Annotated in this window: 12 protein-coding genes and 3 pseudogenes; 10 read left to right on the top strand and 5 right to left on the bottom strand. The window is 61.5% G+C overall.

Annotated elements, in window-relative coordinates; translation table 11 throughout:
• Positions 1-11: 11 nt before the first annotated feature.
• The 7 genes and pseudogenes from ACN9MX_RS09975 to ACN9MX_RS10005 form a co-directional block, all read left to right on the top strand.
• Positions 12-1,061 (top strand): aldo/keto reductase, encoded by a 1,050-nt coding sequence (locus ACN9MX_RS09975; RefSeq protein WP_426386835.1) that lies wholly within the window; start codon positions 12-14, stop codon positions 1,059-1,061.
• Positions 1,058-2,032, top strand: a complete 975-nt coding sequence (locus ACN9MX_RS09980) for a 2-hydroxyacid dehydrogenase (protein WP_426386837.1) — start codon at positions 1,058-1,060, stop codon at positions 2,030-2,032. Before ACN9MX_RS09975 ends, ACN9MX_RS09980 begins: the two co-directional genes overlap by 4 nt.
• Positions 2,022-2,822, top strand: a complete 801-nt coding sequence (locus ACN9MX_RS09985; protein WP_426386839.1) for a kinase — start codon at positions 2,022-2,024, stop codon at positions 2,820-2,822. The genes ACN9MX_RS09980 and ACN9MX_RS09985 overlap by 11 nt, the downstream gene beginning before the upstream one ends.
• Positions 2,823-2,878: 56 nt before the next feature.
• Entirely contained in the window at positions 2,879-3,112 is a 234-nt protein-coding gene (locus tag ACN9MX_RS09990; RefSeq protein WP_426386841.1) for a hypothetical protein, read from the top strand.
• A gap of 410 nt (positions 3,113-3,522) precedes the next feature.
• On the top strand, positions 3,523-3,948 hold the full coding sequence (locus ACN9MX_RS09995; protein WP_426386843.1) for a nuclear transport factor 2 family protein: 426 nt from the start codon (positions 3,523-3,525) through the stop codon (positions 3,946-3,948).
• Positions 3,949-3,983: 35 nt separating this feature from the next.
• Entirely contained in the window at positions 3,984-4,637 is a 654-nt protein-coding gene (locus tag ACN9MX_RS10000; protein ID WP_363756091.1) for a nuclear transport factor 2 family protein, read from the top strand.
• A gap of 137 nt (positions 4,638-4,774) precedes the next feature.
• Positions 4,775-4,918 (top strand): annotated as a pseudogene (locus ACN9MX_RS10005) (IS3 family transposase); the annotation flags it as partial.
• A 36-nt stretch (positions 4,919-4,954) separates the two neighbouring features.
• Here the strand turns inward: ACN9MX_RS10005 and ACN9MX_RS10010 are convergent.
• The 3 genes from ACN9MX_RS10010 to ACN9MX_RS10020 form a co-directional block, all read right to left on the bottom strand.
• On the bottom strand, positions 4,955-5,746 hold the full coding sequence (locus ACN9MX_RS10010; protein WP_363737799.1) for an SDR family NAD(P)-dependent oxidoreductase: 792 nt from the start codon (positions 5,744-5,746) through the stop codon (positions 4,955-4,957).
• Between the two features lie 30 nt (positions 5,747-5,776).
• Positions 5,777-6,556, bottom strand: coding sequence for an SDR family NAD(P)-dependent oxidoreductase (locus tag ACN9MX_RS10015; protein ID WP_363737797.1), 780 nt, complete (start codon positions 6,554-6,556; stop codon positions 5,777-5,779).
• Positions 6,557-6,841: 285 nt separating this feature from the next.
• Positions 6,842-7,639 (bottom strand): AraC family transcriptional regulator, encoded by a 798-nt coding sequence (locus ACN9MX_RS10020; protein WP_363831820.1) that lies wholly within the window; start codon positions 7,637-7,639, stop codon positions 6,842-6,844.
• Positions 7,640-8,066: 427 nt separating this feature from the next.
• Here ACN9MX_RS10020 and ACN9MX_RS10025 point away from each other — a divergent pair.
• The 3 genes and pseudogenes from ACN9MX_RS10025 to ACN9MX_RS10035 all read left to right on the top strand — a co-directional run.
• Positions 8,067-8,315: pseudogene (locus ACN9MX_RS10025) on the top strand (transposase); the annotation flags it as partial.
• Positions 8,316-8,566: 251 nt separating this feature from the next.
• Positions 8,567-9,895: an IS110 family transposase gene (locus ACN9MX_RS10030; RefSeq protein ID WP_426386846.1), complete on the top strand. Its 1,329-nt coding sequence runs from the start codon at positions 8,567-8,569 to the stop codon at positions 9,893-9,895.
• Positions 9,896-10,804 (top strand): annotated as a pseudogene (locus tag ACN9MX_RS10035) (IS3 family transposase); the annotation flags it as partial.
• Positions 10,805-11,132: 328 nt separating this feature from the next.
• Here the strand turns inward: ACN9MX_RS10035 and ACN9MX_RS10040 are convergent.
• Together ACN9MX_RS10040 and ACN9MX_RS10045 are read right to left on the bottom strand one after the other, a co-directional pair.
• Positions 11,133-12,605 carry an acyl-CoA reductase gene (locus tag ACN9MX_RS10040; protein WP_426386847.1) on the bottom strand — a complete coding sequence of 491 codons (1,473 nt, stop codon included), beginning with the start codon at positions 12,603-12,605 and terminating at the stop codon, positions 11,133-11,135.
• The gene (locus tag ACN9MX_RS10045) at positions 12,605-14,035 is read right to left on the bottom strand and encodes a hypothetical protein (protein ID WP_426386848.1); all 1,431 of its coding nucleotides are present in this window, start codon (positions 14,033-14,035) and stop codon (positions 12,605-12,607) included. The genes ACN9MX_RS10040 and ACN9MX_RS10045 overlap by 1 nt, the downstream gene beginning before the upstream one ends.
• Between the last annotated feature and the right edge of the window lie 17 nt (positions 14,036-14,052).

Here is a 14,052-nt window from a genome sequence, read left to right on the forward strand (position 1 = left end):
GGACCGGCGCGATGACCCTTCCGACCCGCCCGCTCGGGCAGACAAAGATCCGGCTGACCGAGATCGGCTTCGGCGCCGCGTCGCTCGGCAACCTCAACCGGCGGATCGACGATGCGACCGGGCGGGCGGCGATCGACGCGGCGATCGCGGCGGGGGTCGGCTTCGTCGACACCGCCCCCTTTTACGGACGGGGCCTGAGCGAGCGGCGTGTCGGCGATGCACTGCGGGAAGCGGACCGCGCGATCATCCTGTCGACGAAGGTCGGGCGGCTGCTGACGCCCGATGCGTCGGCGACCGCGGAGGAAGCGCGCGACGGCTTCCTCTCGCCAATGCCGTTCCGGGTCGTGTACGACTATAGCCGCGATGGCATATTGCGCTCGTTCGAGGCAAGCCTGCACCGCCTCGGGCTCGACCGGGTCGACATGCTGTTCGTCCATGACATCGGTCGGATGGTGCAGGGCGACGCGCACGATCGTCACTGGGCCGAACTGACGACGGGCGGCGGGTTCGACGCGCTGGAGTCGTTGCGTGACCAGGGGGCGATCGGTGCGTTCGGACTGGGCGTGAACGAGGTCGAGGTCTGCATCGACGCGATCCACGCCGCGCCGATCGACGTCCTCCTGCTCGCCAACCGCTACACGCTGCTCGAACAGACGCCGCTCGACGCGCTGTTTCCGCTGTGCGCGAAGAACGGCGTGTCGGTGATCGCCGGCGCACCGTACAACAGCGGTATTCTCGCGACCGGGACGCGCACCGGCGGTACGCCCTATTACGACTATAGCCCGGCACCGGACGAGATCGTCGCACGCGTCCGGCGGATCGAGGCCGTTGCCGACGCGTGGCAGGTGCCGCTGGCCGCCGCCGCGCTGCAATTCCCGCTTGCCCATCCCTGCGTCGTCAGCGTCCTCCCCGGCATCGGTGATCCGCGCCGGCTGGCGCAGACGCTGGACCTGTATCGCCGTCCGATACCCGGAGGCTTCTGGCAGGCGCTGGTGACGGAGGGCCTGTTGCGAAGCGACGCGCCAGTGCCGACGGCGCGGGACGAAGCGGTTCGGGCATGACAGCGGCGCATCCCTCCATCCGCGTGATGCGCCGGCTGCCGACGGAGGTCGAACGCGTGCTCGCGGAGCGGCTTGGTGCCCGGCTGAACCCGGACGACGTGCCGCTCGACCGGTCGCAGCTGGCCGACGCCATGCGGGACGCCGACATCCTCGTCCCGACGATCACCGATCGCATCGATGCGGAACTGCTGACGGTGCCGGGACGCCGGGTGCGGCTGATCGCCAGCTACGGCGCCGGCGTCGACCACATCGACCTGGCCGCCGCGCGCGATGCCGGGATCGCGGTCACCAACACGCCCGACGCGCTGACCGAGGCGACGGCCGAACTCGCCATCCTGCTGATGCTGATGGCGGCGCGCCGCGCGGGCGAGGGCGAACGCGAGGTTCGCGCCGGCGCGTGGACAGGCTGGCGTCCCACCCATATGGTCGGAAACGGGCTGCACGGCCGCGTCCTCGCGCTCGTTGGCTTCGGCCGCATCGCGCAAGCCACGGCCGCGAAGGCGCGCGGGCTCGGCATGACGATCCGCTACTTCAATCGCTCCCCGGTCGATCCGGCGGTGACGGCGCGGCTCGCCGCGGAGCCGGTCGACACGCTGGTCGATCTGGTCCGAGGCGCAGATGTGGTGTCGCTGCATACGCCGGGCGGCGCGGCGACGCGTCACATGATCGACCGGGGGATCCTGCGCGCGATGCAACCCCATGCGATCCTGGTGAACACGGCGCGTGGGCCGGTGATCGACGAGGCCGCGCTCGTCGAGGCGCTGGAGGCGGGCTGGATCGGTGCCGCCGCCCTGGATGTCTATGCGGAGGAGCCGGTGGTGCATCCCGGATTGCTCGCCCATTCGCGCTCCGTCCTGCTGCCTCATCTCGGCAGCGCGACGATCGAGGCGCGCAACGCGATGGGAATGCAGGCCATCGCCAACATCGACGCATTCCTGTCAGGCAAGGCGCTGCCCAACCGTGTCGCCTGACGATCGGCTGATCGCCGCGATCGAGGCGGCGGCGGCGCAGAGCCCCGACCGTCCGCTGGTCGTGGGCATTTGCGGCGCGCAGGGAAGTGGCAAGTCGACGCTGGTGGCCCGCCTCGCGCAGCGTCTGGACCGTGTCGCCACGCTCTCGCTCGACGATCTCTACCTCACGCGGGCGGAGCGCGAGGCATTGGCCCGGGATGTCCATCCATTGCTCCGCACACGCGGCGTGCCGGGCACCCATGACATCGACCTGGGAATGGCCGTGATGGCGTCGCTGGATCGCGGCGCCGCGGTTCGGTTGCCCCGTTTCGACAAGGCGATCGACGATCGATCACCGGAAACGTCATGGCCGACGGCAGCCGCAAACACCCGTGTCATGCTGTTCGAGGGATGGTGCGTCGGCGCGCTGCCGCAGGAAAGCGAGGCGCTAGCGGAACCGGCCAATGCGCTGGAGCGGGAAGAGGATCGCGACGGCACATGGCGCCGATATGTAAACGACATGCTGGCCGGGCCGTACCGCTCCCTGTTCGCGCGCATCGACCTCCTGATATTCCTCGCCGCACCAGGCTGGGACGTCGTGCATGGCTGGCGGCTCGAACAGGAAGAGGCACTGCGTCAGAGCGGCGCGCCAGGCGACGCTATCATGACCACAGCGGATATCAGCCGGTTCATCAGCCATTACGAGCGTCTGACACGTCATATATTGGCCGAAATGCCGGAACGAGCCGATATCGTCATGTTCCTGGACGCCAATCGGCATGGCATATCGATCGACTGGCCTAACCCGTAGGTATAGCTGATCCTCGGGCCGGTGTTGAATAGTTTCACGATAGCCGAAGCCGACCGGTGAACGATGCCTTCGGCAAGTCGCCTGGGAACCGGTCGGCAATCCGCAAGGGCCCCTTTTATGCGGCGAACATTTCGACTGCGAACAAATACAGCTTCACGCAGGTCTTCACGCTCGGCGGGCTGGAGGTCGACGAGCGGACCGGCGGCGTCGTAGACGCCAGCGGCATGGCGATAGCCGACGCCTTTTCGGGACCTCGCGCCGGAAGTGCTGCAGCCGAGCGCGGCTTATGATCCACTTCCGCGAACGCGGCCGAGTAGCATCCTGTTCAGACGGCGACCCGTCCGGTGCGTTCGCACGCGAGACACGCAGGACGGTGTCGACGACCGGATTGAGCGGCACCAGATCGATGGACGACAAGATCGCGGCGAAGACGATCTGGAACAGCCAGGCCTGCAGCGATCCGGCCACCTCGAGGTCCGACAGGCGGGGCGTACGCAGGGTTGCGCAAGGCTCCCAAAGACATTGTACCGTGCCGAACGCCAGCGATAGTGTTGTTTGGCGAGGGCCTTAAAGCTTTCGGGCGCTGCCGTTCAGGCGACGGCCCATTACCGCATCTAGGCCACACGGACGATTGCGGCAGGGCGCGGAGCGCGCATCACGGAAGCCGGATGGGAACCGCACGTTTCCGGAGGATGAGCCGATGCGTCAGATCGCGGCCGAGGATTTCATTGCCATCTACAACCTGATGGGCCGCTACGGCCACATCATGGACGAATGTTCCGCCGCCGGCGGTCCGTGGGATCGACTTGGCGAGATCTTCACTCCCGAGGCGGTGTTCGAAGTGGAGCCGTATGGCGTGCGGCTGAATAGCCTGCGCGAGTTGCAGGACGCCTGGGGCGCATCAGTGCACCCCTGGGGTCATCACGTGACCAACCTGGTGGTCGATCCCGACGGGCCCGACGGGGCCCGCTGCGATTCCAAGATCGTGATCGTGCTCGCCGATGCCCGGACGATGACCGGGGTCTATCGTGACCGGTTGACCCGCACCGCCGCCGGGTGGCGGATCACGCATCGCCATTGCGTCATGCGGCTGATCGATCCCGACGCGCCCAAGCCGGTCATGTGATCCGGGCGGCGGGAAGTATGGTGGAGAGGCAGCAAATGACCGACGCGGAAAAGATCGACCGACTGTGCAGGACGGTGGAAGCCCTGCAGGCCGAAGTGCAGCACCTGCACGACCGCATGGCAGTGCGCGACGTGGCGATCCGCCTCGCGCGCGGGGACGACCGGTTGGACAAGGATATCCTGTTCACCGCCTATGCCGATGATGCGATCGACGACCATCTGGGCTTCTGCGGCAGCCGCGAGGAATTTTTCGAATGGATCTGGGATTCGCACAAGCGGTCCATCGAAACCACGCTGCATCATACGACCAACCAGACTTGCGAGTTCATCGACGCGGACACAGCGATTACGGAAACCTACTGGATTTTCACCGGCCCGCTGCTCGACGGCAGCAATTCGATCGCGTTTGGCCGCTATCTCGACCGGGTGGAGCGGCGGCCGGAAGGTTGGCGGATCGCCTTCCGCTATGCGACGATCGACGGCTGCTGCAACATTCCTGGGGCGCCGATCCCGTTCCGGTGGGCGCCGGATCGCCTTGCCAACGGCGTACCCAGCCAGACGCGCGAGGATCCGTCCTATCGCCGCCCGTTCGTGAACCTGCGCGAACGCTTCGTGCCGCCGGACGGAATCGATTACGACACGGTCCGCGACCTTGCGACCTATTCCCGAGGTCCGCACCCGGCGGGCTGAACCGGCAGCGCCCGGACATTGTCCGGGCGCTGCCGGTTCAGCGCTCCAGCGGAACGTCGTAGGCGCGCACGCAGTCGCCGCTGATGCGGTCGATACCGTTCTCGGTGAAGCCGATGTCGGCCAGCTTGTACTGCTGATGGCGGCGGCATCACAAAACTGACAGGCCGCACAGCTCGCTGGGCTATCGCCCCTCGGCGCCGAAAACGGCTACGCCGCCATCGGCTCCCTCCGGTTCCGCTTCGCTCCACCTTCGGCCCGCCACGGCGCCAGAGGCAACAATGCGCCAACTATCAAAGCAGACCACCCGGCAGGGCCAATCAAGACTGCGCTATGGAATTGCTCAGCAGCGGGATGCTCATGCCACCATCGACGCGGATGATCTGGCCGTTGATGAAAGCGGCGTCATCCGAAAGCAGGAAGGTCGCCGCGCTCGCAATGTCTTCGGGTTCTCCCAGGCGAGGCCCGGCCGTCTGCTTCAGGATGAGTTCGAGGGGCAGCGCATCCCCCATGGCTACCGCATTTTCGACCATTATCATGCCGGGCTGGATGGCGTTGCAGCGGATCTTCTGTTTGCCGAACCGCACGGCGACATGCCTGGTCAGCGCATCGACGCCCGCCTTGGATGCACAATAGCCCACCATCGCCGAATCGCCGCGTGAAGCCGCCAGCGACGAGGTTTGCACGATGGCACCACCGCCGGTCTTCAGCATATGAGGGATAGCCGCCCGACATGAAAGAAAATAACCTGTCAGATTGGTCGTCAGCGACCGCGCGAAAATCTCGGGATCGGTGCTAAGAACATCGCCGTCACGATCGAGCAGGTGGAGATCAGCCCCATTGTTGAACAGACCATCGATGCGGCCGTGGTCATGGGCGACGCCGTTCATCAGGTCCAGCAGGCTGTCGCCGTTCGAAAGATCGGCCAATCGGAATTCGGCCCTGCCCCCGCTGTCGTTCAGCTCCTCTGCAAAGGCCTGACCGCGTTCGACGCTTATCCCGCCCAGGATCACGACAGCGCCTTCCTGGGCGAGGCGACGCGATGTTGCAGCACCTATGCCCCGGGTCGCGCCGACCACTATTACGACTTTGCCGTCCATGCGCTTGTTCATCGACATTCCTTCCTTCCCATGACCTGAAGTTCAGTCGCTTGGCCGGTTGCCCGCCATATGCCCGCCATCGACAGGAAAAATGTGACCCGTCACAAAGGAGGCCGCGGGCGAACAGAGCCATACCGCCGCCTCGGCCTGCTCCTCTGCTGTACCGAACCGCCCGATCGGCTCCACCCATTGCTTGATCATTTCCGGATTTGTCCTGCTCACTTCCTCAAGCGCGCCGCGCATCATCGGCGTATCGGTAGCGCCGGGGCATATGGCGTTGACGCGGATGTTGCTGGTCGCAAAGTCCAGAGCGGCCGTTTTGGTCAATCCGGCCACACCGTGCTTGGCACTGACATAGGCGCTCATCGCCGGCGTGCCGATCAGACTGGCCAGCGAGCCGGTATTCACGATCGCGCCGCCGCCTGCCTCCAGCATATGGGGTATTTCATATTTCATGCAGAGAAAGCAGGAGACGGTATTGAGAGCATGACATCGCTCGAATTCAGCCAGCGATATGTCGGTGATCTTCCCGATCGGGCCGCCATGACCCACATGATTGTGCGCCATGTCGATCCGACCATAGGTCTCGATCACAAATTCGATCATGTCGCGAACCGATGCCTCGCTCGTCACATCGGCCCCAATGAAGCGCGCTTCGCCCCCTTGACGCCTGATCTCCTCGACCGTGACATGCCCCCCTTGCGCATCGATATCCGCCACAACGACGCGCGCGCCGCGTTCGGCGAAGAGGCGGGCCGATGCGCGGCCAATTCCGGAACCTGCGCCGGTTACGAGGGCAGTACGCCCTTCAAGCATTTTCATCTGCGCGCTCCATGTCATCCTGCTCCATCCCCTGGGTAGGACCGGTTGCGCCTCAACATCCTCGTCTGTTCAGACAGCGCCCCGGTCCTGACCCCAGGAATTCTGTCGATGTCTCTGCGGCCTAGTGACCCGAATCTGAAGTTCGTCACACTGTTGGATAGGTGTTGAACGAACTTCAGATTCATCAGGGTCACTAGTAAATATATGATTTTAGTGTATTTTTTTGGATTTGAAATACGCTCCCTACCTAGCCGCTATAATGAGGCGTATTTCAAATCCACCACATTAGTCAGAAGACTGATCGGAAGGTCTCGACAGCGACGAGAGTTGATCGGATTGCCGTACGCGGCGCGGCTCCGAACCGAAGGTCCGGCGGAAAACCCCCGCAAAATGGCTTGGATCCTCGTAGCCAACTGCAGCAGCTACGCTTCCTATGGAGAGGTTCGAGTTGCGTAAGAGCTCAAGAGCACGGCGCATCCGTCGGTCCTGTATATAGCGGTAAGGCGGAAAGCCGGTAGCGCGTTTAAACGCGCGGGTGAAATGGAAGAGGCTCTGTCCAGTCAAATTGGCAAGCAGCTCCACTCGCAGCGGAGTATCCAGGTGGTCTTCAACATATCTTCTAACCCGCTTCACATCGACCTCGCTCAAGCCGGAACTACGTCCGCGATCCCCTGGCACCAGCATGTGTTCTGCAACCAAGCGCGTGGCAAAGGCTTCAGCCATCGTGCGAAACTCGAGGAGGCGCTGATCCTCGTTGAAGCCACGCATCGATTCCAATATGGCCCGTGCAAGATAGAAGAGCCCTGGATCGGAGCAGACGAATGGGTCACACCTCAGATTAGCCAAGGCGCTTTGTTGCCTCTGGATCTTCTGCGCCAGGCCCTCAATCCACCAAGAAGGCATGAACATTTGCAATATGTCGAATCCGTTGGTCACATTTGCCTCAACGCGAGTGCCCGCCGGTAAAAAACAGATGAAAATATCTGGAAGCGGCCCCTCGATGAGCACAGTATCATCAACGACCAAGCGATGTTGAAGGCTATGCTGGAAATAGACGCTGATGACATGAGTCTTCTCCGGCATCACAGCCCTGTAACGCCAGATAGTATCGGGGGGTGCCGCGACGTGACATGCTGACACTCCCGTCTGGTCGTGATCCTCTACAAGCACATTCAACGGCGTGCGAATAAAGTTTCTAATTTGAAAGCTTGGCATTACGGAAGCCTACCGCCGACGTGGCCTACTGGCGAGCTGTTTGTCGCAAGGAGCGCTCCCGCTTACCCCGCCCCTCACCGTCATGCGGTCGCTTTTCAAGTGTCGCGTTTCGATGGTAGGCCGTTGGTAAATAGCTTAGGTTCCATCAACCAAGTTCCGCACGGAGCAGAGGCGATCAAGCCGCCTTCAGAACGCCATGCTGATCTCTGAGATGGTGCCGGTTTTCTGGACAGGATTGAATAGCCCCTAGTTTTCTAGACGCCTTCAATCCTACTTTTGAGGACAGGAGGTGATGATGGGGAAGCCCAATTTCAGCGATGAGTTCAAGCGTGATGCGGTGGCCCAGATCACCGAGCGCGGGTATCCGGTAGCCGAGGTCTCGCAGCGGCTAGGCGTGAGTCAGCACTCGCTGTATGCGTGGAAGCGGCAGCTGGCGAAGCAAGTGTCGAGCGATGCCGGCAAGGATGCCGAGATCCGCCAGTTGAAGCGCGAGCTGGCCCGGGTGACCGAGGAGCGCGACATATTAAAAAACGGTCCCCGGCTGAGCCCGCCTGTGCAGGGTAGAAACGGGCCGTGCTATGGTGTTGGCTAGGAGGGTCGCGGCCGTTCGCTTATTGGAGGCATGATACCCCGTTAAAAAACGTGGCCCGTGGGCATTTGCGTACTTGAGAGTGGTGACGCCGTGCTGCGGCGATCCCGATTAGGAAGATGACGGTTGGCATAGCCCATACCCTCCGCTTTGAAGGAGGACATGGAATGACAGGAGCAAAATCCCCAGGTTCAGACGCTTTGTCCATGGTCAACCCTGGCGCCGCCGCCATCGATATCGGCTCGACCATGCACTTGGCGGCCATTAATCCGCAGGCGGACGACAATCCCGTGCGGGCATTTGGCACGTTCACCGGCGAGCTGCATGATATGGCCCGTTGGTTCAAGGCGAGTGGTGTCACCAGCGTGGCGATGGAATCCACCGGCGTTTACTGGATCCCGGCCTATGAAGTGCTGGAGGAGCACGGCTTTCACGTCATTCTCGTCAACGCCCGATACGCCAAGAACGTCCCGGGCCGAAAGACCGATGTCAGCGATGCGGCCTGGCTGCAACGCCTTCACAGCTATGGGCTATTGCGAGGGAGCTTCCGTCCTGAGGCGGGCGTGGCGACCATGCGTTCTTACCTCCGGCAGCGCGAGCGTCTGATCGAATATGCAGCGTCCCATATCCAGCACATGCAGAAGGCGCTGATGGAGATGAACGTGCAGCTTCATCACGTCGTTTCCGATATCACCGGGGTTACGGGCATGCGGATCATCAGGGCCATTGTGGCCGGCGAACGCACGCCCATCACGCTGGCGGAAATGCGCGACGTCCGTTGCCACGCGTCCGTGGAGACCATTTGCGCCGCCTTGTCGGGAAACTGGCGGGATGAGCACATCTTTGCACTCTGCCAGTCGCTGGCCTTGTACGACTTTTATCAGACCAAAATCCTCGAATGCGATCGTAAGCTAGAGGTCGCGCTCAAGGCGCTCGAAATCGACAAGGGGCACGATATCCGCCGCCTCCCCAAAGTCCGGACTAAAAGACGGCAGGTGAACGCGCCTGACTTCGAGGTCCGGTCCGCGCTTTATCGCGTGCTGGGCGTGGACCTGACACAGATCCATGGAATCGGACCGTCTCTGGCGCTCAAGCTCGTCGGCGAGTGCGGCACCGACCTTTCGGCTTGGCCCAGTTCAAAGCATTTTACGTCCTGGCTATGCCTGGCGCCGGGTAACAAGATATCGGGCGGCAAGCTGCTGTCATCAAAGACACGGCGATCGTCGAGCCGCGCGGCGGCACTTTTGCGCTTGGCTGCAACCACGATCGGCCGCAGCGACACCGCGCTGGGCGCGTTTTACCGGCGGTTATCTGCCCGAGCGGGAAAGGCGAAAGCCGTGACCGCAACGGCGCGAAAGATCGCTGTCCTTTTTTATAACAGCCTGCGCTTCGGGATGGCGTATCATGATCCCGGCGCCACCCAATATGAAGAGCGGTATCGCAGCCGGGTGATCGGCAACCTCCAGCGCCGCGCCAAGGCCTTTGGCTTCTCGCTTCAGGAACTGACACCGGAGCCTGATATGGCTGTTTCTTAGGAAAGCCACCGCGTATTTCGCCAGGGATGCAAAGTGAGATACGCGTTCGTTGCTGAGCATCGTGACCAGTTCAGGGTTCGGTCGATGTGTCGATGCCTGCGCATCCAGCCCAGTGGTTTCTATGCCTGGCAGAAGAGCCCGCTGAGCCAGCGGGCTCGAGAAGATGCTCGGCAGACGGAACTGATCCGGCAGGCCTGGAACGACAGCGGCAAGATCTATGGCTACCGCAAGCTGCACGATGACCTGCTGGATCAAGGCGAGACCTGCTGCCCGAACCGCGTTGCCCGGTTGACCAGGCTGGCGGGCATCAGGGCGCAGATCGGCTACAAGCGCAGGCCCGGCAGCTATGGCGGCAGGCCGTCCCTGGTGGTCGACAACACCCTCGATCGCCAGTTCGACGTGGCTGCACCAGACCGGGCCTGGGTGACAGACATCACCTACATCCGCACCCTGGAAGGGTTTGCCTATCTGGCTGTCGTGATCGATCTGTATTCCCGCCGCGTGGTGGGTTGGTCGATGCAGAGCCGGCAGACCACCGATGTGGTGCTGCAGGCGCTGCACATGGCGGTATGGCGGCGTAAGCCGAAGCACCGGGTGCTGATCCATTCGGACCAGGGCTCGCAGTTCACCAGTATGGACTGGGCTGCGTTCATCCGGGCTCACAATCTTGAGCACTCGATGAGCCGGCGCGGCAATTGCCACGACAACGCGGTGGCCGAGAGCTTCTTCTCCTCGCTCAAGCGCGAGCACATCCGGCGCCGGACTTACAGAACCCGCGAGGAAGCCCGGCAGGACGTGTTCAATTACGTCGAGATGTTCTACAACCCGGTTCGAAAGCAGGTCAGGAACGGGATGCTGTCGCCTGTCGAGTTCGAACGGCAGAAGATTTTGAAAGCGGAAGGCGTCTAGAAAACTAGGGGCTATTCAGATGCTAAGCTAATCCCGAACAGGCGGCATAACCACGACCAGGATGAGCTTAACTCAGCCGCCAAACTGTCCAAGAAGGCGGCACCACCTCAATACAGTCCGAGCTTGCTGAGCTTGTACACTGCCGGCCGTCGCCAACATCGCAATGGATGACACTGTCGTCGTACTTATGACTTTCGCCATGTTCTCCCTCCCGCAGATTAATATTCTTTATGGGTCCTCAGCTTTGCAGTGAATCGCCTCCAATGCTCTGAAGAGCATGGGAGCTCGGTCCTCGAGCGCAATTTATCAAAGTGATGGCAAGGCTATTTCACGCTGAAATCTTTTCACGAAGTAGCGCATGCCACAATTCGGGTACGTTGCTGCAATCTTCGGACACGACCCAGGTAGCCATTCGTCGGAGAGCCTCGGTACCGTCGTGCGGGACCGTTAGTGAGTCATAGTTGAGCATGTAGCCGAGATCTGTAACCCGTTGCACACCATGCAGCGCCAACGGCAGGCGCAACTTTTCCCGAAGATGCTCCGGGAAGATGCCAACCGTTTGGACGTCGCGCGTAGTTCGGCGCAATGCAGACTCAAAGCTTTTGATCGGCACGATATTGACGGTACGGTGCGCAAGATCCTCAAAGAAGTCTACCGGTTCGTCGCACAGAGAAAGGATCACGCCGCCGTCCCGTCCGCCGCCGATCAGCTCGAACTCCTCGTCGAGCATGGTGAGCGAGTCAAGTTGTGCCGCGAATTCGCTACTGATGCGGGGAGCCGGTGTACTGATCTGCGCTGGAAGCCGCTGGATCGAATCAAACACAAGCCGGCCGAAGCGGCGCAGCTGTGCCCGACTGGTCGGATCCTCGTCGCACTCGACAAATGCCATGCGCGCATTCGCGCAGCCAATCTGGTTGTTGTAACCGACGTCGGCGGCAAGCCGCATCGCCGCCTCGCGCATTGCGTCTTCGCTTTCCAACGCCTCGCGACCTATGAAGGCTCGGCTATTTTTCGGATCGAACATCACAAGATCGAGCCCAGGCCGCAAGTAGCGCGCGATGTGAGTGATCGACTTCTTCCCACCCCAAGCCACGACGCGGTCGAAGTTCTTCGGGTGGTAAATCTTTTCTTCAAACCCGGTGTCACCGCCTCGCCAGTAAGCCGCGCTCCATGATTTTGTAAGAGGATGATGGGGATCCATGTCGATCAGCGTTCGACCGATGGCAATCGCGGCGCCCAACTCGTTTGAAGGGATCTTCACAAGCGCATATCCGCGAATGAGAGCGTTGCGAATGAAGGTGATCGTTGCAATTCCTGGCGCATTGCCGGCGATGACGTGAACCGTGGGCACGCCGATCGCACGCACCCCGATCGTCCGACCATTATACTGAGTGGTCGTGGCCCACTGATCGATATGCTCGCGTCCGATCGTGTCGATCACGGCTTCGATCCGCTCGCGAGAAAGCATGCCGTTCTTTCCCGCTATTCCCCGAAAGCTGCCGGCGCAGAGGGACGGCGGCATGTCGGAAAATGCCTCGTTGAGTTCAAGCGCCCACTTCAGATGTGGGTTGGTTTCCAAATCCAGGCGATGTCCCAGTTCGACGAGGAAGTTGACGATATCGTCAATCGACAGATCGTAGAGCTCGCTTAGAGCGTGGCGGGACGGCAGGATCAGCTTATCAAGGTATTTAGCAGCATCGGGCGCACTGAACTCTGTGCCGAACCGTCCGGCGTAAGTCATCTCTGGATCATCAATGATCTCGCCTCTGGCGAAGATCGGGATTGAGTAGGATTTCGTCATCAAGAATTCTCCAGCAGGAATTCAGTCGCGTCATCATGGGCCTGCGCTGATCCGGCGCAGCCGATCTTCTCACCATCCTCCGGAATCTTGCCGATTTCGTTGCTAAGGTAAGCGCCGGTTCGCCCGCAGGCGCATGGGTTCCAATTCAATGTAACCTGGTCGCCAGAGACAAAGCCGCCCCAGTAAGTACTGGCCAAGAGATCGAAGAAGGCGAACCGTCCGGATTGACTGCCGCTGCGCGGTCGCACCTCGTCGGTGTCGACGTCGAGGATGTACGGAATGGTCGTCGGCGGCAGGTGGTAGTGGCGATGAGGACAGCGGGTAGCGACGCTCATCATCTCTCCCATACCGAAATCTATGTTCATGTTGCGCGCAGGTATACCGAAGGCGGAATACACCTCCTCCTGCCAATTCTCCGGCTCAACCCCATCAGGGAAGCCGCTGCCCACTGAGATCAGCGAGTCCTGAGTGAAAGCACCGGTGGTGCCTTCAGCAAGGAGCTGCCGCGCAAGTGCGTGTACGCTCCCCATCGTACCCAGCACCCAAACGCGCTGCCCGCGATGGGCGTTTATCAGTGTGTCCACCCAGGCAGCATATTGCGCTGGGCCATCGGTCTTGATTTGCGCAATCTCATCCTTCCGGGCGAGGAGCTGCGGATTGATGGCGAGCATGCCTTCCTCGCCACGCTTGCTCGCCTCCTGTATGCGCCCGGCCAGCGACATCAAATCGGCGTCCATGTATGCGCTGGGCGCTTTGACGAGGCCTTCGCCGTAGACATCTTCGTAGATGGCGAGATTGATGTTGAAGGGGCGGTTGCCCCCTTTTGGCCCGGGGAAGAAGATCGGCACCTTGTCAACGCCGGGTACCAACGGTCGATAGTGAGCCCGCTCCTCGCCAAACGGCTCCAGCCGCCACTGGCCTCCGCGCCAGTACAGCTGCCATTCCGCGACGGTACGAGGCAGAAATGTCATCTTCCCGGACGTCGTGGTCGAATAGCAGACGATTAGATCTGTCTGCTTGGCGAGCGCTGCAAACCATTCCTCGATAAGTTCTACACCGGCCATGTTAACGTGCGACAGATCGACAACCGTCAACTTGTCCAGCCAGCGTGTCAGCCGCTCAAAATCGCCTTTTTCGAGCCAAGATAGTGGATATGAATTGTAGGTTGAGGCTTTGAATAGCAGTGGGGCCAGGTCATCGAGTGTCGCGATTGCGTCGACCCCTTGTCGCGCCGCCAAGGTCTCGAGCATTGCGATCTTGGGTCGCATCTCCGCAAAGCGTCGGCGCGCTCCTTGGATCCACAGCCGCTCGCGCTGTTCATCGGTGATTGAGAAGATCATGTTGTAGGAGGTGTCGACATACCGCTCGGGCGCGTCGATCAGCGTATCGATCAACTCCGAGCGGGGTGGCTCAGTAGGAATTGCGCTCATTTGAGTTGTCCTGTTCC

It is taken from the genome of Sphingobium sp. R-21, assembly GCF_049913335.1.
Classification (GTDB): domain Bacteria; phylum Pseudomonadota; class Alphaproteobacteria; order Sphingomonadales; family Sphingomonadaceae; genus Sphingobium.

Excerpts from the sequence above, each read along its gene's own strand:
- ACN9MX_RS09975 (WP_426386835.1), top strand. The coding sequence starts at position 12 with ATGACCCTTCCGACCCGCCCGCTCGGGCAGACAAAGATCCGGCTGACC.
- ACN9MX_RS09980 (WP_426386837.1), top strand. The coding sequence starts at position 1,058 with ATGACAGCGGCGCATCCCTCCATCCGCGTGATGCGCCGGCTGCCGACG.
- ACN9MX_RS09995 (WP_426386843.1), top strand. The coding sequence starts at position 3,523 with ATGCGTCAGATCGCGGCCGAGGATTTCATTGCCATCTACAACCTGATG.
- ACN9MX_RS10000 (WP_363756091.1), top strand. The coding sequence starts at position 3,984 with ATGACCGACGCGGAAAAGATCGACCGACTGTGCAGGACGGTGGAAGCC.
- ACN9MX_RS10010 (WP_363737799.1), bottom strand. The coding sequence starts at position 5,746 with ATGAACAAGCGCATGGACGGCAAAGTCGTAATAGTGGTCGGCGCGACC.
- ACN9MX_RS10015 (WP_363737797.1), bottom strand. The coding sequence starts at position 6,556 with ATGAAAATGCTTGAAGGGCGTACTGCCCTCGTAACCGGCGCAGGTTCC.
- ACN9MX_RS10020 (WP_363831820.1), bottom strand. The coding sequence starts at position 7,639 with ATGCCGGAGAAGACTCATGTCATCAGCGTCTATTTCCAGCATAGCCTT.
- ACN9MX_RS10030 (WP_426386846.1), top strand. The coding sequence starts at position 8,567 with ATGGTCAACCCTGGCGCCGCCGCCATCGATATCGGCTCGACCATGCAC.
- ACN9MX_RS10040 (WP_426386847.1), bottom strand. The coding sequence starts at position 12,605 with ATGACGAAATCCTACTCAATCCCGATCTTCGCCAGAGGCGAGATCATT.
- ACN9MX_RS10045 (WP_426386848.1), bottom strand. The coding sequence starts at position 14,035 with ATGAGCGCAATTCCTACTGAGCCACCCCGCTCGGAGTTGATCGATACG.